Here is an 18,592-nt window from a genome sequence, read left to right as displayed (position 1 = left end):
GGCGCTGATGCAGCAAGCACGTCACTGGACGGTCGCGACGATTTCTATCGTCTTCTTCCTCATCCTTGGAGCGATATTATACTTTACAGTGCGCCCGTCCATCATTAGTGTCGAACCGCTCGGCATCGCGGAACAAGACATCCGTTCGCCGATCACGATCGAAGACCGGGTGGCGACCGAACGGTTGAGGCAAGAAGCGACGAACGCCGTCGGCAGTCAGTTCTCGCTCCGTCGCGAGTTCGCCGATCAACAAATCGCGAAAGTCGAACAACTTTTCGCGGCGTTTGAGAATACCGATGACGAGACGGAGTTATCCGAGATCAAAAACCGGCTCAATTCGACAGAAGCGAACGGGTTTCTCGGTGACGATGAGTTGGGGGCGTTGTTGCAAGCCAACGAGAACACACGACGCACCGTCGAGGACGTCACGGTGACGGCGCTTCAAGAAGTGATGGCCAATCGGATCGAGACGAGTTCAGAGTCGATTGCCGACGCTCGGGACCGTGCGGCCACGGTCCTCGACCAGTCTCCGCTCTCACTCGAGTTCCGGACGATCGCAAAGAGTTTAAGCGATCAACTGATCGTCCCGAACTATGTGTTCGACTCGGAAGCGACGCGACAAAAAGAGCAAGAAGCGGTCGATGCCGTCGACCCGGTCATCATTCAAGAAGGACAGCTTCTCGTCAACCAAGGAGAAGTCGTCACGCGTGAGATTTATCGTAAGCTCGAGTTGACGGGGGCGATCGACCCGAACCGCTCGTTTGCGCCTCTGTTCGGGGCGTACTTGTTGAGTGGGTTATTGACGGCCGGTTTCTTGTTCATGCTCATCCGCTCGAAGATTCAACAGTTGTTGCTGCGACCTAAAATATTGATTACCGTATATGGGCTGCTCTTGTTTCAATTAGGTCTCTTTTTCGGGGTCGGCTATGTCGGGCTGGAATTTACGACATACGCCTACGTCCTCGCACCGACGGCGTTCGTCGTGTTGTTGCTGCGGATTTTGGTTGATGAACGGGTCGCGCTCGCTTCGGCGCTCATCACGATGGTGGCTGGGGCCATCGTCGTCAGTTATGGGCAAAATACGAGTTTCATGACGGTCGTTTATTTTGCGGCCGGCAGCTTCCTCGCCGTCTTTTTGGTCGAACCGAAGATCCAGCGAAAGCGGCTCTTCTTGTCGGGCGTGTTGCTCGGCATCATCAACATCATCATGGTGCTCGCCTTGTTGTTCTTACGAAACACGCAAGTGACATGGGAGATGGCTGCTTACCTTTCTGGTTTCGCGGTCGTGAGCGCGCTGCTATCGATTGTGCTCACGTTCGGCTTCTTACCGTTCCTCGAACCGTGGTTCGGGGTCCTCTCATCCGGTCGCCTCGTCGAACTGATGAGTCCGACCCATCCGCTCCTGCGGAAGTTGTTGATGGAGGCTCCGGGTACGTACCACCACAGCATGATGGTCGCCAACTTGGCCGAGTCAGCGTGTGAGGCGATTGGGGCCGATGGCCTGCTAGCCCGCGTGGCGAGTTATTATCACGACCTTGGCAAGACCGAACGCCCGCTTCATTTCATCGAGAATCAGCAGAACGGGGTCAACCCCCACGATCGTCTCACCCCGGAAGAGTCGGCCGATATCATCATGGCCCACCCGTATGACGGGGCCGATCTTCTTCGGCGCTATAAGCTGCCGCAAGAGATTATTGACATCGCCGAACAACATCACGGTACGTCACTGCTGAAGTTCTTCTACGTCAAAGCAAAAGAGACACGAGATATCTCGGAGTCACGTTTCCGCTATCCGGGACCGAAGCCGCAAACGCGCGAGGCGGCCGTCGTCATGATCGTCGACTCAATTGAGGCCGCGGTCCGGTCACAAAAACAACCGACACCCGATCGCATCCGCCAGCTCGTCAACGGTATCATTCGTGACAAGCTGCAAGATGGTCAGTTTGAAGATTGTGATTTGACGACAAAAGAAGTATGGCGTGTCGGTGAGAGTGCTTGTGAAACGTTAACCGGCCTTTTCCATGAACGCATCGAATATCCAGAACTAAAGAAAGAAGGCGACATCCATGCAAATCATCTCGAACGATGAACATGAGCTATTGACGAGCGCACAACGCGAGCTTGTCGAAGCAATTTTAGTCCACGCCGCGAAAGAAGAAGACGTCGAGGAACCGAGTGAACTCTCGGTCACGTTCTTGACGAACGATTTGATTCAAGAAATCAACCGGGACTGGCGCGGCAAAGATGCCCCGACAGACGTGATCAGTTTCGCGTTCGATGAGATGGGGGAAGACGAGATGGATTTTTTGCTCGACGAAGACGAGCCACGTCTTCTCGGCGATCTCGTCATTTCGGTCGAACGTTGCCGGGAACAAGCGGCGGACTACGGTCACTCGTTTGAACGAGAACTCGGTTTCTTGGCGATTCACGGTTTTTTGCACCTCCTCGGTTACGACCATATGACGCCGGAAGATGAGGCGGAAATGACCGCACGGCAAGAAGAAGTGCTCGCGCACTTTGAGCTGAAACGAGGCGAGGTGTGAGACCGTTCTGGTTCGCCGTGCAAGGAATCTTGCACGCGGCGCGGACCGAACGGAACATGCGGATTCATCTCATAGCGAGCCTCCTCGTCGGTATTTTCGCCATCTGGCTCGAGACGACTTCGATGGAGAATTTATTGCTATTTGGTTGGATCATTCTCGTCATTTCGCTAGAATTATTGAATACGGCTGTCGAACGGACGGTCGACCTTGTGACGAGCGACGTGAAACCACTCGCCAAACAAGCGAAAGACGTGGCCGCCGGTGCCGTTCTCATCGCCTCGTTCGGCGCGGCCGTGACGGCACTCGTCATTTTTTTACCGTATCTTCTCGCGCTCGTGTGAACGGGCGCGTTCTCAGTCAAGACAATTAGAAAGCAGGTGCACTATGTATCAAGAAGATTTTAAATCAGGTTTCGTCTCGATTATCGGTCGCCCGAACGTCGGGAAATCAACATTTTTAAACCGTGTCATCGGACAAAAGATTGCGATCATGTCAGACAAGCCGCAAACGACTCGAAATAAAGTACAAGGCGTGTACACGACAGATGATGCCCAAATCATCTTTATCGATACGCCGGGGATTCACAAACCGAAGCATCGTCTCGGTGACTTCATGATGAAAGTCGCGACGAACGCTTTGCGTGAAGTCGACGCCATCCTGTTCATGGTAAACGTGACGGAACCGCGCGGTGCGGGAGACGATTTCATCATCGAGAAGTTAAAAGGTCTCGATACCCCAATCGTCCTCGTCATGAACAAGATTGACATGATTCACCCGGATGAGATCCCGGCGGTCATTGAGCAGTATAAAGACAAATTAGACTTTGCCGCATACGTGCCTATCTCGGCGCTACAGGGCAACAACGTCGAACCACTTATCGGCGAAATTAAGAAGTTGCTCCCGGAAGGCCCGATGTACTACCCGGCCGACCAAGTGACCGATCATCCGGAACGGTTCATCATTTCCGAACTGATTCGCGAAAAAGTACTCCATAAGACACGTGATGAAGTACCGCATTCGATCGCGGTCGCCATCGAATCGATTAAGAAGCGGAAAGACTCGGAAATGGTCGACGTCGAAGCCGTCATCATGGTCGAGCGGGATTCGCAAAAAGGAATCGTCATCGGTAAAAAAGGGACGATGCTTCGTGAGATCGGTACGGAAGCCCGTCAAGACATCGAGATGCTCCTCGGTACGAAAGTGTACTTGAACCTTTGGGTGAAAGTACAAAAAGATTGGCGTAATAAGATGGGTCAGCTTCGCGACCTGGGCTTCCGCGACGACGAGTATTGAGCCATGTTGCAAAAAGTCACCGGCATCGTTGTCCGTACCGTCAATTACGGTGAATCGAACAAAGTCGTGACACTGTTCACCGAAGAGCTCGGGAAAGTCGCCGTCATGGCCCGAGGTGCGAAAAAACCGGGCAGTCGGCTCCATGCATCGAGTCAACCGTTCGTCGAGGCGGTCTACATCTTTCCGGCGAGCCGGGGACTCGGACAGTTGAAGTCGTCCGATGTCATCACGTCTTATCCGGAAGTTCGGAAAGATGTGGACCGGATGGCATATGCGATGTACTTGCTCGAACTCGTCGATCGCACCGTTGAGGACCGCGTCCCGAACCGGCCGCTCTACCGGGTGTTGAATGATGCGCTCCAGGCACTGAACGCCGGAATGGATCCGGACGTGATCACCCATCACTTTGAATTGCGGATCCTCCACTTGCTCGGCGTCGCCCCGGTATTGACCGGATGCATCCGCTGTAACGACGTGACCGACCCGATGTACTTCTCGGTGACGGCCGGCGGTTTTCTTTGCTCGCGCCATAACGAGGAAGGCTCGATTCGGATGAGTGAACGGCTGGCGAAACTCCTGTACTGGATGAGCCGTCATGAGCTTTCCGAGTTCACGAACGTTCCGCTCACGAAAGAGACGCGCCTGCTCCTCAGGCAGCTGTTTGATGCGTACATGGACTCATATAGCGGTTTGCGTCTGAAGACGAAGCGGGTGCTCGAACAAATGCAGCGACTTCACTTGAACGATGATTGACTTTTTCGACAAGATTCGATACCATAACTTACGATTAGACAAATGAAATAGCGTGCGCAATGAAGGAAATGAGTAACTTTTCAACGATGGATTCAGCGAGTTCGGGCAGGTGGGAGCCGAGCACCATGTGAAAAGTGAATGGCGATTCTGGAGCGCCCACAATCCAAAGAGTGGCCTCGAAGTTGAGGCAAGTAGGGTGGAACCGCGGGTAATCCCGTCCCTATGTGCATGGCACATAGGGGCGTTTTTTGTCGTTTTAATACTTTTGGAGGTGTCAACATATGAAACATATGACCGTGCAAGAAATTATTCTCACGCTGCAAAATTTCTGGGCGTCGAAAGGTTGCCTGACGATGCAGGCGTACGATGTCGAAAAAGGGGCCGGGACGATGAACCCGATGACGTTTTTACGAAGCCTCGGACCAGAACCATGGAACGTCTGCTACACGGAGCCGTCACGTCGTCCGGCGGATGGACGTTACGGGGAAAACCCGAACCGTCTCTACCAACACCATCAGTTCCAAGTCATCATGAAGCCGTCACCAAACAACATCCAAGAACTTTACTTGGAAAGCTTGGAGCTCATCGGCATCAACCCGCTTGAGCATGATATCCGTTTCGTCGAAGACAACTGGGAGAACCCGACGTTCGGCGCAGCCGGTCTCGGCTGGGAAGTATGGCTCAACGGGATGGAAATCACTCAGTTCACGTACTTCCAACAAGTCGGAGGCATCGAGTGTGACCCGATCGCCGTCGAGATCACGTACGGTCTTGAGCGTCTCGCCTCGTACATTCAAGAAGTCGAGAGCGTGTTCGACCTCGTCTGGACGGACGGGTTCAAATATGGCGACATCTTCTATCAGCCGGAGTTCGAACATTCGAAGTATACGTTCGAACTGTCAGACGTCGATATGTTGTTCACGCTGTTTGACACGTATGAAAAAGAAGCGAAGCGCGCCCTTGACGAGAACCTCGTCTTCCCGGCGTATGACTATATCCTTAAATGCTCGCACACGTTCAACCTTCTCGATGCGAAAGGCGCGATCTCGGTGACGGAACGGACCGGGTTTATCCAACGCGTCCGTAACATGTCCCGTGCATGTGCGGCCAAATTTATCGAAGAGCGGGAACGTCTCGGCTTCCCACTCCTTAATCAAGAGAAAGCAGGTGCCCTTGATGCGTGACCTTTTACTAGAAATCGGACTTGAAGAATTGCCAGCCCAATACGTACTTCGTTCAGAAAAACAATTGGCAGAACGGGTGACTGCGTTCTTGACGGACGCCCGTGTCAACTTCGGCGATGTGACTGTCTATTCGACGCCACGCCGTCTCGCCGTGCTCGTTCACGACGTCGAAGAGAAACAGCAAGATTTGACGGAGACACTCCGTGGACCGGCGAAGAAGATCGCCCAAGACGCAGAAGGCAACTGGTCGAAAGCGGCCGCCGGATTCGCACGTGGGCGTGGCCTCACTGTAGAAGACCTTTACTTCGCTGAAGAGAAAGGTGTCGAGTACGTATTTGCCGACCGTCATGAGTCGGGTCAATCGACGATGAGCCTGCTCGCTGGGCTTGAACATGTCGTCCGCGGCATGACGTTCCCGAAAAATATGAAGTGGGGCACGAGCAGCCTGCGCTATATGCGCCCGATTCGTTGGCTCATCGCTTTGTTCGGGGATGACCAAATCGATTTCGAAATTGAAGGCGTCAAGACGGGCAACGTCACACGCGGCCATCGTTTCTTAAGTAAAGGGGACGTGACGATCACGTCACCTCGCGCCTATGCCGAGACGCTCGAACGTGAATTCGTCGTCGCTTCGTACGAAGACCGACGCGAGCGGATCGTAAGTCAAATCGAGTCGCTTGCGATTAATCAGGGATGGAAGGTTCCGCTCGACGGTTCGCTTCTTGAAGAAGTGACAAACCTCGTCGAATGGCCGACAGCTTTGTTCGGTGAGTTCGATGCGAGTTACCTCGACCTTCCGGAAGAAGTATTGATCACGACGATGAAAGAACATCAGCGTTACTTCCCGGTCTACGTGGAAGAGACGTTGAAAAACTATTTTGTGACCGTTCGCAACGGAAACGCCGATCATCTCGAAAACGTCGCCCGTGGGAACGAGAAAGTGATTCGGGCTCGCCTCGCCGATGCCGTCTTCTTCTACGAGGAAGACAAGAAGACGAACATCGATGATCAGCTCGTTCGTCTCGACCGCATCGTCTTCCATGAAAAACTCGGAACGACAGGGGATAAAGTCCGTCGTGTCGAGCAACTCGCGCTCGAGCTCGCACCGCTCTTTAAAGCGGACGAAACGAAAGTTGCCCGGGCCGGAAAGATCCATAAGTTCGACCTTGTCAGTCAGATGGTATATGAATTTACAGAACTTCAAGGCATCATGGGAGAAAAATACGCGTTAATGCACGGTGAAGACAAAGAAGTCGCTGCTGCGATCCGTGAGCATTACATGCCGCGTTTTGCCGGAGACGAGTCCCCGGCGACCGCAACCGGTGCCACACTCGCCCTTGCCGATAAACTCGATTCGATTGCCGCCTTCTTTGGCATCGGTATGATTCCGAGCGGTTCGCAAGACCCGTTCGCGTTGCGTCGCCAAGCACAAGGAGTCGTTCAAATTCTTGGGGATTGGAACATTGAACTCCCGTTGGCCGCTATCTTGTCACAAGTTGTCGAATCTCAGCTTCAAGCAGGACTTTATGATGCCGATAAAGAACAAGTCAAGGCGCAACTGAACGATTTCTTCTCACTACGTTTGAAGTATCGCCTTCAAGAGCGCCAAGTCCGTTACGACGTCATTGACGCTGTCCTGTCGACGGGCCTCGCGGTCAACCGTCTAGACGCTCGTGCTGAAGCGGTGCAGGCGCTCGTGTCAAACGACGCGAAAGCGTTGATTGAACAGTTGACACGAGTCGGCAATATCGCTAAAAAAGGGGAAAGCGGACCTGTCGATCCAGCGTTGTTCGAGAATGATGCGGAAAAAGCGCTTCATGACGCAGCGGAAACGACACTCGAAGCGACACATAACGCGGTTGATCGAGGCGATTACGTCCAAGCGATCGTGTCACTGCGGGCGCTAGAACAACCGATCAGCGCTTACTTTGAAAATACGATGGTCATGAGTGATGTAGATGCCGTTCGGATGAATCGTCTTCATGAGATGAAACGGCTTGCCGCGGCGATCGAACGCGTCGCCGACTTCAACGCACTCGTGCTTTGACCAAAATAGAGGGGGTTGGCTATGCAGCTGAATGAACGCCAACAGAAAATCATCGAGATCGTGAAAGGGAATGGACCGATCACGGGCGAACAAATCGCCCAGGAGCTGTCGCTCACCCGAGCGACACTCCGTCCGGACCTCGCCATTCTGACGATGACTGGCATACTAGAAGCTAGACCGCGTGTCGGCTATACGTTCGTCGGCAAACGGAACTCATCGATGCTCCGCGAAAAACTGGATTCGTTGAAGGTCGGCGACTTCATGTCGTCGGCAAAAGTCGTCAGTGATGAGATGACCGTCTATGATGCGGTCGTCACACTGTTTTTAGAAGATGTCGGCTCTTTGTTCGTCGTCGGAAAAGACAGTGAGCTCGTCGGTGTGTTGTCCCGGAAAGATTTGCTTCGCGCCGCAATTGGAAATCAAGACCTCGATCAATTGCCGGTCAACGTCATCATGACGCGCATGCCGAATATCACGGTGTGCGAAAAAAGCGAGACGCTCATTCGGGCCGGGATGAAGTTGATCGAGAAACAGATCGATGCGATGCCGGTCGTTGAAGAGAAAGAGGGCAAACTCATCGTCCTCGGCCGCATGACGAAGACGAACATGACGAAAGTGTTAATCGCTCTCGCCAATGATGAATCTTTCTGAGGAGGAACCAGGTTTGACAAAAAAACAACTCGTGTTTGTCGTGAGTGACTCGGTCGGAGAAACGTGTGAACTCGTCGTCCGGGCCGCGAGCATCCAATTCCATGAAAATGCCATCGAGACGTTGCGCATCCCTTTCGTCGAGGATGAACAGACGATTCACGATGTCGTCACTCAAGCGAGAGCACAAGGGGCGATCATCGCCTTCACACTCGTCAACGAGGACCACCGGACGTTGATCATCAACCTCGGCCGCGAGCACGGGGTGAAGACGGTCGATTTACTCGGTGACTTGCTCGACGTCCTGTCGGGCGAGCTTCAAGAGAGTCCTCGTGAGAAACCAGGCCTCATCTATCGACTCGACGACGATTATTTCCGGAAAATCGAGGCGATGGAATTCGCGGTCAAATACGATGACGGTCGAGACCCGCGCGGGTTGAAGAAGGCCGACATCGTGCTCGTCGGTGTCTCGCGCACTTCGAAGACCCCGTTATCTCAATACTTGGCCTTGAAACGGTTTAAAGTCGCGAACGTCCCGCTCGTGCCCGAGTCACGCCCGCCGGAAGAGTTGTTCGAACTGCCGCCGGAACGGTGCGTCGGCTTGATCATCTCGCCGGACAAGTTGATCTCGATTCGGATGGAGCGATTGAAATCGCTCGGTTTGAAACCAGAGGCCGACTATGCCCAACTGGAGCGGATCAACCGGGAACTCGAGTATGCGAAAGGCATTTACGAACGGATCGGATGCGAAGTGATCGACGTGACGAACAAGGCGGTCGAAGAGACGGCTGGTATCATCTTGCGTCACCTCGAGCAATCGTGACGCGTCGAGCACTCGCATTAGTAATCGATGTCTTGAAACGGTATAATAGAGTACTGACATTACATTGAAACGGAACGTGAGAAGCGTTCCGTTTCGTTGCGAGTTTGGAAGTGGGGAGTGGTGGAGTTGCCACGGATACCGGATGAAGTCATTGCAGAAGTAAAACAAGCGACGGATATCGTCGACTTGATCAGTGAACGTGTCGAACTGAAGAAACAAGGACACCGTCTCGTCGGGCTTTGCCCATTTCACTCGGAGAACAGTCCGTCCTTCTCGGTCTCACCTGAGAAAGGGATGTACCATTGTTTCGGGTGCGGTGCGGGCGGAAACGTGTTCACGTTCGTGATGGAGACGGAAGGGTTATCGTTTCCCGAGACGATCGAACGTCTCGCCACCCGGGCGAACATCGCCATCGAAGGCGGGGTCGCCGGGGACGAACAGTTAACGCAGGACCAGCTAGTCCGTAAACAGATGCGCGACGCCCATCGCGTCGTCGCCGAACTCTACTATGAAGTGCTGATGAAGACCGAGGCAGGTGAGGTCGGGTTAACGTATTTACGGGATCGTGGTCTAACCGAGACGACGATCACGCAATACAAGATCGGTTATGCGCCTGATCAACGACGCTTCACCGTCGATTCCCTTGAACGAAGAGGGTTTGATCTCGAGGTGATGGTCGAGGCCGGGCTGATCTCGAAGTCAAGGGCCGGTGAATACTTTGACCGGTTCGAAGGCCGGGTCGTCTTTCCGATTGCGGATCGAGACGGCACGATTGTCGGATTCAGTGGTCGGGCGATCGATGAACGCAAACCGAAATATGTGAATACGTCAGATACGCCCCTCTTTAACAAGAGCGAGCTGTTGTTTGGTTTTCCACAGGCGCGTGCGACGATGCGCAAACAAAAGCGTGTCTTCCTTGTGGAAGGGAACGTCGACGTCCTCCAAGTCGCACAAGCCGGGACGAACGAAGTCGTCGCCTCGCTCGGAACCGCCTTCTCAGCCGGACATGCCCGCGCGTTGTCACGGATGGTCGATGAGGTCATCATTTGCTATGATGGCGACGACGCCGGGCAAGCGGCGACTTTGAAAGTCGTGCGCCTGCTCGAGGCGTATCCGCTCGATGTTCAGGTGCTCATGCTGCCTGAAAAGACGGACCCGGACGATTATATCCGGACGAACGGAGCGGAGCAGTGGCAGCGCTTTGTCGATTCGGAACGGCTCTCCGTGCTCGATTTCATGAACCGAACGCTCCGGCGCGGGAAAAACATGAATCGGGAAGGAGAACGGATTCGCTTTATTGAATCTATGCTTGAGGAAATCAGTAAAACTGACAATTCGATTCGTCGCGATTTGTATATAAAGAAATTGGCCGATGAATTCGAGATTCCGGTCGATACGTTATTATCTCGGATGCCGAGGACTGTCTCGAGAGATGCAGTGCCTCAGCCCGTGCGCGAACCGGAACCGGTACGCCGCCGCTCGTCTAAAGCGAATGAACCGCGCTACGTGAAAGCTGAAAAACTGTTGTTACGGGCGATGCTCAGTGGGCCGGAACGCGTGCGTTACGTTCGCGACCGGCTCGGCCTATCTTACCAAGATGAAGTCCATCGGATGTTGGCGACCGCCCTTTATGAGGTCGTTTCTGAAGAGATGACGCTCGACGAGTTCGAGCAGGTCGTGCCGCCCTTCATGGAGCGACATTGCAACGAACGCCCCGAGTATGCGAATCGCTATGCGGAAGTCCGACTCATGTCTGCGCCGGACGAGCTGGGCGAAGAGGTTTTAGATGAATACATTAAGGTCATAAACAGTTATGAGGAACAGCGTCAAATCGAACGGGCGAAAAGGGAAATCGCACACGATGCCGAAAGTATTGTAGACCAGGCATCCAAGTTGCAAGAGTTGATTAACCGAAGTCGCCGTCTACGCGAACGATGAGCGTCAAGGAAGTTTGGAAGGAGTTGAACTGCTAGATGGCAGAGAAGAAAAAAGAGGATTTATTTAACGCCATAGAGGAACTCGAGAAATTAGGGAAGAAAAAAGGCGTCGTATCTATGCAAGAAATCCAAGACCGCCTCAGCCACTTCGAGGTGGATTCAGACTTTATCGATAACTTCATTGAAGATTTGGAAGGCAAGGATATCCGTGTAACCGAGGATGCAGCCGATGCCGAAGAAACGCCAACAAAAAAAGAGGACGAAGAGGTCGATTTGAACGACTTGTCAGTCCCGCCAGGCATTAAAATCAATGACCCGGTCCGTATGTATTTGAAAGAGATCGGCCGCGTCGATTTGCTGAGTGCCAAAGACGAGACAGAGCTCGCGAAACGTATCGAACAAGGTGATGAGGAAGCGAAGAAACGTCTCGCCGAGGCGAACCTTCGTCTCGTCGTATCGATCGCGAAGCGTTATGTCGGCCGTGGTATGCTCTTCCTTGATTTGATTCAAGAAGGGAATATGGGTCTCATCAAAGCGGTCGAGAAGTTCGACTACATGAAAGGGTTCAAATTCTCGACGTACGCGACATGGTGGATCCGTCAAGCGATCACACGCGCCATCGCGGACCAGGCCCGGACGATTCGGATCCCGGTTCACATGGTCGAGACGATCAACAAATTGATTCGGGTTCAACGTCAGTTGCTACAAGACCTCGGTCGGGAGCCTGCGCCTGAAGAAATCGCCAAAGAGATGGAATTGACACCTGAAAAAGTCCGGGAGATCCTCAAGATCGCCCAAGAGCCGGTATCGCTCGAGACACCGATCGGTGAAGAGGACGATTCGCACCTCGGAGACTTCATTGAAGACCAAGATGCGATGGCGCCTCAAGACGCGGCCGCCTACGAGTTGCTCAAAGAACAGCTCGAAGACGTGCTCGACACGTTGACGGATCGAGAAGAAAACGTTCTCCGTCTCCGGTTCGGACTCGATGACGGTCGGACGCGTACGCTCGAAGAAGTCGGTAAAGTGTTCGGCGTCACTCGTGAACGGATTCGCCAAATCGAGGCGAAGGCGTTACGGAAGTTGCGTCACCCGAGCCGTTCGAAACGATTAAAAGATTTCCTCGATTAATCGTGTTTTTGAATAAAATGTGAAGTTTTAGAAGAAAGGAAGGAAAATGAGTGATTTTCCTTCCTTCTTTATTATTTTTTGAGTAAAATAGTGATGGGTAGAAATTTGGAATGAACATGAGGGGGAAATACAATGCGTAATCCATTGTTACCGTTTGCTGCGATTGCGATCGTCGCGATCATTGCCATGGTCTCATTATCGTATTTTGGCGTGAACCAAGCGCAACAAGCTGCAGAAGGTCCGGCTGTCACAGAGATGAATCCGGAAGATTTGTATGCTGCTCAAGGCTGCGCCGGATGCCACGGTGGGAACCTTGAAGGTGGCGTCGGCCCGGCACTTACAGGTGTAGGGGAACGCTTGTCGGCAGACGAGATCACGAACATCATCATCAATGGTAAAGGTTCGATGCCAGGCGGACTTGCGTCGGCTGAAGAGGCAGACATTCTCACGACGTGGTTGCTCGAACAATAATAAGGTGACGTACTCTCGCATAGGCGAGGGTACGTTTTTTGTTGTCCGCCTCCTCAATTTTCGTTAACCTAAGAGAGAAGTAGTCAAAAAGGAGTTGTCCCCATGCAAGAAAAAGTAACGTTAGACCGTCGACTCAAACAAGTCGTCGACTTTATCCCACCAGGCAGCATTCTCGCCGATATCGGCTCTGACCATGCGTACGTGCCTTGTTACCTCGTCCAACACGGGATCGTCGAACGTGCCATCGCCGGCGAAGTGAACCGAGGACCGATGGAAGCGGCCCAGGCGCAAGTCGCGTTGATCGGAGCGACGGACAAGATTGACGTGCGGCTCGGTGACGGGCTGGCCGTCCTCGAAGCCGATGAGGCCACGTGCATCTCGATTTGTGGAATGGGTGGAAGTTTGATCCGTTCGATTCTCGAAGCCGGAAGGAGTAAGTTAGGCGCGGTCGAGCGTCTCGTTTTACAGCCGAACGTCGATGGTGAGCACGTGCGGGAATGGTTGCTCGAGGCAGGTTACGAGCTGGTCGACGAACGAATCGTCGAGGAGAACGATAAAGTGTATGAGATTTTAGTCGGAGAGCGCGGGACGGAGACGCGGTATAGTGAAGACGAGACAGAGCGCAAATGGCAGCTTTTATTCGGTCCGTTCCTTCTTGAGCGTCGCCCGGAGCCGTTCAAATTGAAGTGGGGCCGAGAGGCGGACAAGTTGGACTACGTGCTCGGGCAGATGGCCGCAGGTGAACAGACACCGGCATTACTCGAAAAGCGACGGACGTTCGAGACGTTACGCGACAAGATGAGAGAGGTGAGCGAATAATGGCAAACGGTAACCATATCATTCAACTGTTCGAACAATTCGCACCGAAGCATTTGGCGGTCGAAGGCGATAAAATCGGTCTGCAAATCGGTTCACTCAACAAACCGGTCCGCCGGGTCATGGTCACCCTTGATGTGTTGGAACCGGTCGTCGATGAGGCGATTGAGAAAGAGATCGATTTAATTATCGCCCACCATCCGCCCATCTTCAGCGCGCTCAATCAAGTGAACGACCAGAGCGCGGCCGGCCGCATCGTTATGAAATGTATCCAGCACGATATCGCTGTTTACGTCGCGCATACAAACTTGGACGTGTGTGAGGGCGGGGTCAACGATTGGATGAGCGACGCACTCGGACTGCTCGAACCCGAGGTGCTCGTTCCGACATATGAAGAACCGGTATACAAACTGTCGGTCTTCGTCCCGGTGACACATCGGGCCGCCGTGTCTGAAGCGTTAGGGAAAGCTGGTGCCGGCCGTATCGGCAACTACGGCGATTGCCAATTCACAGTGACAGGGAAAGGACAGTTCACGCCGCTTGAGGGTTCTGACCCGTACCTCGGCCAAGCCGGTAAAACGGAGCGAGTCGATGAAGTGAAGATCGAGACGGTCGTGACCGAAAGTAAGAAGAAGCGTGTCATCAAAGCGATGACGGAAGCGCACCCTTACGAGGAAGTCGCCCATGACGTGATACGAGATGAGATTGCCGGGCATACGTTCGGCCTCGGTCGAATCGGTCGACTCGAGAAACCGATGACGCTCGCTCAGTTCTCGGAACATGTCAAAACGAGCTTCGGTGTCGAAGGGGTACGAGTCGTCGGCGACGAGGAGCGTCTGATTGAAAAAGTTGCCGTCCTCGGCGGCGATGGGAACAAATACGTCTCGACCGCCCACTTCAAAGGCGCGGACGCTTACGTGACCGGCGACCTTTATTTCCACGTGGCCCACGATGCGATGGCGCTCGGTCTTTCTGTCGTCGACCCGGGCCATCACGTCGAGAGCGTCATGAAACAAGGCGTCGTCGACGTGCTGCGTCAGAAGTTTGACCACGCTAAGCTAGATGTCGAATTGGTCGTATCGACGGCGAATACGAACCCGTTCCGGTTCAAATAAAAGCAAACAATCCCCGACCTGTCTCTAGGCCGGGGATTGTCGTCATTTGCGAAGCGCCTTCACTTTAGGAAGGATGCTGCGCAACTCGAGATATGGGGTTTTGTCGTGTGTGCTCAAGTCGAGCGGGTCATACTGGGTCAAGAAGTCGATCACTTTTTTCGTGATCGGGGTCGGAGTCGAGGCTCCGGACGTGACGGCGACCGTCTCGACTCCCTCGAGCCAAGCGAGGTCGAGTTCACTCAAGTCACCGATGCGGTAGGCGTTCGTCCCAGCGATTTCTTTCGACACTTGGGCGAGACGGTTCGAGTTGTTCGACTTCGGGTCGCCGACGACGATGAGCAACTCGCAGTCACCGGCCTGTTCGGCGACGGCCTCTTGACGGACTTGGGTGGCGTTACAAATCTCATTATGCACTTCGACGTGCGGATACCGTTCTTGAATTTGTTCAATCAACGCCGAGACGTCCCATTGGCTCATCGTCGTCTGGTTCGTGACGAGAATGTTCGTCTCGTACAACCGGTCCGGCAATACTTCGAGGTCACGCTCGTACTGGACGAGATGGACCTTCCCGGGAGCGACGCCCATTGCGCCTTCCGGTTCCGGATGGCCGTGTTTGCCGATATAGATGACTTCGTATCCGACCGCTGTCTTCTCGCGAATCAAGTCATGGGTGACGAGTACGTCTGGACACGACGCATCGACAATCGTCAGCCCTTTCTCGATCGCGCGTTTACGCACGAGTGGAGAGATGCCGTGGGCGGTGAAGACGACCGTTCCTTCGTCAATCGTCTCGAGCGCCTGCATGCGATCGTCCCCGTCGACCGTCTTGACGCCGAGGTCCTCGAACGCCTGCGTGACGTGACGGTTATGGACAATCATACCGAGTATATGGATAGGCCGTGGTAAATCAGGGTTGGCCACAGCCTCGTTCGCTAATTTCATGGCATCAACGACACCATAACAATATCCGCGTGGGCTGATCTTTTTAATTTTCATTATGCGATGAACGCTCCTTTCGCGATGCTTTCATACGTATAAGTCTAACATTGTTTCGAAAATACGAAAAGAATTGCGTGTATTCATGCTATAATCTTAAGGTTGGAAAGGAGGGACACCGTGGAAAGCTTGAGAACATTGCTTGAAGTTCGAAAATCGTACTTCTTTCAAATTACGTTTATCATCTTCATCATTTTAGGGCTCGTCATCTCATCTTTAGCGTTTTCGGCCGATCGTGTGACGGTGTCCCGAGCCGAAGAGTTGGCGCAACAACAGTTCGATTATGCGATAGACGGCAGTATCGAGAACATGGAGACACGACTCGGAAAGTTATATGAAGACCTCGTTTATCTCGGTGCCTATCTCGGCAACGAACCGTGGATCGAGGAACGGATACGGACCGGGTATTTGAATCAGCGTACCGGGTTCACGTCCATCTTTTATTATAACCTTCAAGACGACGCGTTCACCTGGTACTCGCAACGCCAAGTGCCTGCGATGATGTTGAAGGCGGACCCTAAGTTCACGGACGTCATCACGTCAGGCGGTAATGACATTTATATGAGTGAACCGATCTCCATCTCAGGGGACGTCGGTACGTATTTATACGTGCCGGTGTTGGAAGATAACCGGCCGGTCGGATTGTTCGGCGGAAGTATCAGCGTGCTCAACTCCGACCTTTACCGGCGTGTCCTTGAGTCAGCGAACGATAACATGATCTTATATTTGTTGAACGAGCGCGGTGAGGTGCTATCGACCTCGTTCAACCTCGTCACGGATGCAGAGCGGCGCTTGTCACGTGAGGTCGTTGCAGCGGCGAGAGACAAAGACGCCCGCTCGATCATGAGCACGGATTCGGACGTCTATATGTATGAACCTGACGCCCGCGTCAATGGCTGGAGCGTGCTCGCCAAACATAGCACGGATTCTGTGTACGAGGCCGTGTACGCGACTAGATGGCAATACTTGCTCATCACGCTCGTCACATTTTTCTTGAGCATCCTCGTCGGGTTGCTCTTATCGAAAACGTTGACGAGTCCGCTCACCGAACTCGTTCAAAGCATTAAACGACAACAGTCACTTGAACCGATCCAACTCGAACGGACGGGCTCGAAAGAAGTGCAGACATTGCTCGACACGTATAACGATTACTCGAGACGGATGGAGACGTCGAGACGCGAACAATTGAGCCAACAACAGCTGTTGCTACAGCAAGAGAAACTCGCGTCGCTCGGACAGCTTGCCGCTGGAATCGCCCACGAGATCCGTAACCCGCTCACGCCGGTCCAAATCACGTTGCAAATGGTGAAGGAAGGACATAGCAGTCAAGAGATGCTCGACCTCGCGCTCTCGGAACTCGACCGGGCGAACCATTTGATCACGACGATGCTCACGCTTGCGAAACCCGATCAGTCAAGACGGGACGAAGAGTGGCTCGATATGGCCGAGTTTGCGAGCCGGCTCGAGTTTTTACTCGACGCCGAGTGTTACAAACGGGTCACGAACTGGGAGTTGATCGTGCCGAACGAGATGCCCCCGTTCTATTGCTCGAACGATATGCTCGTCCAAATCATTTACAACTTGTTCAAAAACGCCGTCGAGGCGGTCGATCCAAAAGGGGCCGACGGCAGTGTCACCGTGACGATTCTGTTCACGGAACGTGATTATCGCTTCCTGATCGAAGACAACGGTGTCGGCATGACGAAGTCGCAAGTGCAAGCGATTGGATCTGCGTTTTATACGACGAAAGAGAACGGGAACGGGCTTGGTCTTTACATGATCCGGGAGTACTTGAAGGCTGTGAACGGTACAATGGAAATTGAGAGTGTCGAAGGGGAAGGGACCGCAATGATGATCAAGATCCCGAGGCGGTCAGACGTATGAAGGGATTTCGCCATTATTGGCTTTGGTTGCCGATCGTATGGGCAATGACGATTTTACTCATCACGTCGATCCAACTTCCGGAGCAAAAGTCAAAAGACAATGAAGTCGGTTTCGTATTCGTCAGCGACAAGCACGAGCACGCCAATAAATTGTTGGCCGCTTTCGTCAGAACGGCCAACCAAAAAGGATTCATCCCTGTGCCGACGACGAGCGAGGATTCCCGTGTCCTCGAAAAAGAAAAACTTGATTCATTGATCGACCGCGGCGTCGAGGCGATCTTTGTGACGACACTCGATGAGACGTTCATCCGCCCGTCTCTCGAGCGAGCCGAACGCGAAGGCATTCCGATTATCGCCATCGACCGGATGATCGACCACGAGAGTGTCATCACATCCGTCGTCTCGGACAACATTGAAATCGGCCGAATGGCCGCGAATCATATCGCGGCCAAACACGCGGCGCTAGAACGTCCCATTCGCGTCGTGGAAGTAAGAGGGACGGCAAAAGTCCGCTCGACGATTGACCGGAGTCTCGGGTTGACCGAATACGACAAGGCTCATGACGATTTAGAAGTTGTTGCCTCCTTGACCGGCAACTTCGACACGTTCCAAGCCGAGATCGAGATGTCACGCTGGTTGAAAGAAGAGATACCGTTCGATGCCGTGTTCTCGCACAATGATGACAATACGTTCGGCGTCGTCCGTGCGCTCGAGAGCCATGGGTTGACGAAGAAGACGATCGTATCGGTCGATGGCGTCACAGAGATTTATCCGCTCATCCATAGCGGGAAAGTTGACGCGACGGTCGTGCAGTCCCCGAACGAAATGATCGAGGTCGGCTTTAAAGCGCTCGAACAACATTTAAATGGGAAAAAGATTTCCCGGTACTACTATTCGTCGAGCTATTTATATGAAGGGCTCGTAAAAGATTAATTGACAAATGATTAGATTC

Annotated in this window: 17 protein-coding genes; 16 read left to right on the top strand and 1 reads right to left on the bottom strand. The window is 53.3% G+C overall.

What is annotated here, in order from left to right; translation table 11 throughout:
• The first annotated feature begins 7 nt into the window (after positions 1–7).
• The 14 genes from L971_RS13805 to L971_RS13740 all read left to right on the top strand — a co-directional run bounded on the left by L971_RS13805 (position 8) and on the right by L971_RS13740 (position 14,761).
• Positions 8–2,089 (top strand): HD family phosphohydrolase, encoded by a 2,082-nt coding sequence (locus L971_RS13805; RefSeq protein WP_047376346.1) that lies wholly within the window; start codon positions 8–10, stop codon positions 2,087–2,089.
• Positions 2,067–2,543, top strand: a complete 477-nt coding sequence (gene ybeY, locus L971_RS13800; protein WP_047376345.1) for an rRNA maturation RNase YbeY — start codon at positions 2,067–2,069, stop codon at positions 2,541–2,543. The genes L971_RS13805 and ybeY overlap by 23 nt, the downstream gene beginning before the upstream one ends.
• Positions 2,540–2,884 (top strand): diacylglycerol kinase family protein, encoded by a 345-nt coding sequence (locus tag L971_RS13795; RefSeq protein WP_024371444.1) that lies wholly within the window; start codon positions 2,540–2,542, stop codon positions 2,882–2,884. The genes ybeY and L971_RS13795 overlap by 4 nt, the downstream gene beginning before the upstream one ends.
• A gap of 43 nt (positions 2,885–2,927) precedes the next feature.
• Positions 2,928–3,836 carry a GTPase Era gene (gene era / locus L971_RS13790; protein WP_047376342.1) on the top strand — a complete coding sequence of 303 codons (909 nt, stop codon included), beginning with the start codon at positions 2,928–2,930 and terminating at the stop codon, positions 3,834–3,836.
• A gap of 3 nt (positions 3,837–3,839) precedes the next feature.
• Positions 3,840–4,589 carry a DNA repair protein RecO gene (gene recO, locus L971_RS13785; protein WP_024371446.1) on the top strand — a complete coding sequence of 250 codons (750 nt, stop codon included), beginning with the start codon at positions 3,840–3,842 and terminating at the stop codon, positions 4,587–4,589.
• Positions 4,590–4,879: 290 nt separating this feature from the next.
• Positions 4,880–5,773: a glycine--tRNA ligase subunit alpha gene (gene glyQ / locus L971_RS13780; RefSeq protein ID WP_369793398.1), complete on the top strand. Its 894-nt coding sequence runs from the start codon at positions 4,880–4,882 to the stop codon at positions 5,771–5,773.
• On the top strand, positions 5,766–7,820 hold the full coding sequence (gene glyS, locus L971_RS13775) for a glycine--tRNA ligase subunit beta (RefSeq protein WP_047376340.1): 2,055 nt from the start codon (positions 5,766–5,768) through the stop codon (positions 7,818–7,820). Before glyQ ends, glyS begins: the two co-directional genes overlap by 8 nt.
• 21 nt (positions 7,821–7,841) lie before the next feature.
• A complete protein-coding gene (locus tag L971_RS13770; RefSeq protein WP_024371449.1) occupies positions 7,842–8,471 on the top strand; it encodes a helix-turn-helix transcriptional regulator in 630 nt (209 codons plus the stop codon).
• Positions 8,458–9,291, top strand: a complete 834-nt coding sequence (locus L971_RS13765) for a pyruvate, water dikinase regulatory protein (protein ID WP_024371450.1) — start codon at positions 8,458–8,460, stop codon at positions 9,289–9,291. The genes L971_RS13770 and L971_RS13765 overlap by 14 nt, the downstream gene beginning before the upstream one ends.
• A gap of 120 nt (positions 9,292–9,411) precedes the next feature.
• Positions 9,412–11,229 carry a DNA primase gene (gene dnaG / locus L971_RS13760; RefSeq protein WP_052200410.1) on the top strand — a complete coding sequence of 606 codons (1,818 nt, stop codon included), beginning with the start codon at positions 9,412–9,414 and terminating at the stop codon, positions 11,227–11,229.
• A gap of 35 nt (positions 11,230–11,264) precedes the next feature.
• Positions 11,265–12,359 (top strand): RNA polymerase sigma factor RpoD, encoded by a 1,095-nt coding sequence (rpoD, locus tag L971_RS13755; protein ID WP_024371452.1) that lies wholly within the window; start codon positions 11,265–11,267, stop codon positions 12,357–12,359.
• 132 nt (positions 12,360–12,491) lie between these two features.
• The gene (gene cccA, locus L971_RS13750) at positions 12,492–12,830 is read left to right on the top strand and encodes a cytochrome c550 (protein ID WP_024371453.1); all 339 of its coding nucleotides are present in this window, start codon (positions 12,492–12,494) and stop codon (positions 12,828–12,830) included.
• A gap of 102 nt (positions 12,831–12,932) precedes the next feature.
• On the top strand, positions 12,933–13,649 hold the full coding sequence (locus L971_RS13745; protein ID WP_024371454.1) for a class I SAM-dependent methyltransferase: 717 nt from the start codon (positions 12,933–12,935) through the stop codon (positions 13,647–13,649).
• On the top strand, positions 13,649–14,761 hold the full coding sequence (locus L971_RS13740) for a Nif3-like dinuclear metal center hexameric protein (RefSeq protein WP_029334753.1): 1,113 nt from the start codon (positions 13,649–13,651) through the stop codon (positions 14,759–14,761). Before L971_RS13745 ends, L971_RS13740 begins: the two co-directional genes overlap by 1 nt.
• Before the next feature lie 42 nt (positions 14,762–14,803).
• On the opposite strand, the gene L971_RS13735 is transcribed toward L971_RS13740, so the two are convergent.
• Entirely contained in the window at positions 14,804–15,757 is a 954-nt protein-coding gene (locus L971_RS13735; RefSeq protein WP_024371456.1) for a 4-hydroxy-3-methylbut-2-enyl diphosphate reductase, read from the bottom strand.
• Positions 15,758–15,877: 120 nt separating this feature from the next.
• Here L971_RS13735 and L971_RS13730 point away from each other — a divergent pair, with 120 nt between their 5' ends.
• Together L971_RS13730 and L971_RS13725 are read left to right on the top strand one after the other, a co-directional pair.
• Positions 15,878–17,641, top strand: a complete 1,764-nt coding sequence (locus L971_RS13730; RefSeq protein WP_047376336.1) for an ATP-binding protein — start codon at positions 15,878–15,880, stop codon at positions 17,639–17,641.
• Positions 17,638–18,573: a sugar ABC transporter substrate-binding protein gene (locus L971_RS13725; protein ID WP_029334754.1), complete on the top strand. Its 936-nt coding sequence runs from the start codon at positions 17,638–17,640 to the stop codon at positions 18,571–18,573. The genes L971_RS13730 and L971_RS13725 overlap by 4 nt, the downstream gene beginning before the upstream one ends.
• Positions 18,574–18,592: the final 19 nt, after the last annotated feature.

Origin of the sequence: Exiguobacterium sp. ZOR0005 (genome assembly GCF_000798975.1) — a bacterium.
GTDB lineage: Bacteria > Bacillota > Bacilli > Exiguobacteriales > Exiguobacteriaceae > Exiguobacterium > Exiguobacterium aurantiacum.
The sequence above is the reverse complement of the archived record's forward strand: the minus strand, read 5'-3'. Positions and strand labels throughout refer to the sequence as shown.

Bases quoted from the DNA above. Each gene is read 5' to 3' on its own strand.
- L971_RS13805 (WP_047376346.1), top strand. From the start codon at position 8: ATGCAGCAAGCACGTCACTGGACGGTCGCGACGATTTCTATCGTCTTC.
- ybeY (WP_047376345.1), top strand. From the start codon at position 2,067: ATGCAAATCATCTCGAACGATGAACATGAGCTATTGACGAGCGCACAA.
- era (WP_047376342.1), top strand. From the start codon at position 2,928: ATGTATCAAGAAGATTTTAAATCAGGTTTCGTCTCGATTATCGGTCGC.
- recO (WP_024371446.1), top strand. From the start codon at position 3,840: ATGTTGCAAAAAGTCACCGGCATCGTTGTCCGTACCGTCAATTACGGT.
- glyQ (WP_369793398.1), top strand. From the start codon at position 4,880: ATGACCGTGCAAGAAATTATTCTCACGCTGCAAAATTTCTGGGCGTCG.
- glyS (WP_047376340.1), top strand. From the start codon at position 5,766: ATGCGTGACCTTTTACTAGAAATCGGACTTGAAGAATTGCCAGCCCAA.
- L971_RS13770 (WP_024371449.1), top strand. From the start codon at position 7,842: ATGCAGCTGAATGAACGCCAACAGAAAATCATCGAGATCGTGAAAGGG.
- L971_RS13765 (WP_024371450.1), top strand. From the start codon at position 8,458: ATGAATCTTTCTGAGGAGGAACCAGGTTTGACAAAAAAACAACTCGTG.
- rpoD (WP_024371452.1), top strand. From the start codon at position 11,265: ATGGCAGAGAAGAAAAAAGAGGATTTATTTAACGCCATAGAGGAACTC.
- cccA (WP_024371453.1), top strand. From the start codon at position 12,492: ATGCGTAATCCATTGTTACCGTTTGCTGCGATTGCGATCGTCGCGATC.
- L971_RS13745 (WP_024371454.1), top strand. From the start codon at position 12,933: ATGCAAGAAAAAGTAACGTTAGACCGTCGACTCAAACAAGTCGTCGAC.
- L971_RS13740 (WP_029334753.1), top strand. From the start codon at position 13,649: ATGGCAAACGGTAACCATATCATTCAACTGTTCGAACAATTCGCACCG.
- L971_RS13735 (WP_024371456.1), bottom strand. From the start codon at position 15,757: ATGAAAATTAAAAAGATCAGCCCACGCGGATATTGTTATGGTGTCGTT.
- L971_RS13725 (WP_029334754.1), top strand. From the start codon at position 17,638: ATGAAGGGATTTCGCCATTATTGGCTTTGGTTGCCGATCGTATGGGCA.